Genomic DNA, 1,156 nt, shown 5'->3' on the forward strand with positions numbered 1-1,156 from the left:
CCACCAACGCTCGCCCGCTCGGCGGCAACGACGCTCGCCGTGGCGATGCTTGCCGTGTTGGCCGGGCTGCAGGGCGGCCCGCTGCTGCTCGCCGCCGCGCTCGCCCTCAGCGCCGTTGGCGACGCATTCCTGTCGCGCGACGGTGAAAAGGCCTTCCTCGGCGGGCTGGCCAGTTTTCTTGTCGCCCACATCGTCTATGTCGCGCTGTTCCTGCGCAGCGGTGGCGGGTTGGGGGTGCTTGGCGCCGAGTCGTGGCGCGGAGCGATCGCGCTCGCTATGGCGGTGTTTGCGGCCGTCATGCTGGCGGCGCTGTGGCGGCGCGTCGGTCCCGGCCTGCGTATGCCGATCGCCGTCTATGTCGCTGCGATCCTGGCAATGGGTATCTCGGCGCTGACCACCAGCAACGTCTCCGTGATCGGCGGCGCGCTGTTGTTCATGGCATCCGACGGGCTGCTCGCCACGGAGAAATTCCTGGTGGCCGCCATCTCGCCGCACCGCGCCTGGATGCGCTTCGCCGTCTGGGCGCTGTACTACGCCGCCCAACTCGCGATCACGCTTGGGTCCCTGCTATATCCGGGCTCTTATTGAGCTACGGTTGTTTCGGCTGCCAGCCGGGTGCTGCCAGTTCGAAGGCGGCAAACTCGAAGCCCGGCGCGACGGTGCAGCCGACCAGCGTCCATTCGCCGAGGCTGCGCGCCGATTGCCACCAGCCCGCCGGCACGACGATCTGCGGCCGCTCACCGGCTGCGAGATCGATTCCAAGCACCTGCTCCACAACGGTGCTGCCTTCTTCCCACATTGCCAGTGCCAGCGGGGCGCCGGCATGGAAATGCCAGACCTCGGCGGCGTCCTTGACCCGGTGCCAGGCCGAAACCTGATGCTCCTCAAGCAGGAAATAAATGGCGGTCGAATGGCCGCGCGCGCCGCCAGTGCCATCGCGAAAGGTCTCGGCATACCAGCCGCCTTCCGGATGCGGCTTCAGCCCGAGCGTCGCGATGATTTCGGCGGAGCTGGTCATGGCGTCGACGATATCACGGGCTCTAGAAGTTGTCCTTGCGCTTGCGGATTTCGGCAAAGACCTCGGCGTCGGAAGCCTTCTCCAGCCCAAGATGCTTGCGGATCGCCGGATCGTGCCAGCGCAGGAAGGGATTGGTCG

The 1,156-nt window shown here is 67.0% G+C and carries 3 protein-coding genes; 1 reads left to right on the forward strand and 2 read right to left on the reverse strand.

Features of this window, described 5'->3' with window-relative positions; genetic code table 11:
* Positions 1-588 (forward strand): lysoplasmalogenase family protein (locus tag ENZ74_RS32465; RefSeq protein WP_127313318.1); only part of this gene is annotated, 588 nt, incomplete at its 5' end.
* 1 nt (position 589) lies between these two features.
* Here ENZ74_RS32465 and ENZ74_RS32470 read toward each other — a convergent pair.
* A complete protein-coding gene (locus ENZ74_RS32470; RefSeq protein ID WP_013529377.1) occupies positions 590-1,018 on the reverse strand; it encodes a cupin domain-containing protein in 429 nt (142 codons plus the stop codon).
* Between the two features lie 22 nt (positions 1,019-1,040).
* A partial coding sequence (locus ENZ74_RS32475) for a hydroxyacylglutathione hydrolase C-terminal domain-containing protein (protein WP_281055403.1) occupies positions 1,041-1,156 on the reverse strand: 116 nt, incomplete at its 5' end.

Source organism: Mesorhizobium sp. M7A.F.Ca.CA.002.15.2.1 (assembly GCF_003998715.1).
In the GTDB taxonomy this organism is placed as follows: Bacteria; Pseudomonadota; Alphaproteobacteria; order Rhizobiales; family Rhizobiaceae; genus Mesorhizobium; species Mesorhizobium ciceri.

Coding starts and splice junctions, on each gene's coding strand:
- ENZ74_RS32470 (WP_013529377.1), bottom strand. CDS start 1,018: ATGACCAGCTCCGCCGAAATCATCGCGACGCTCGGGCTGAAGCCGCAT.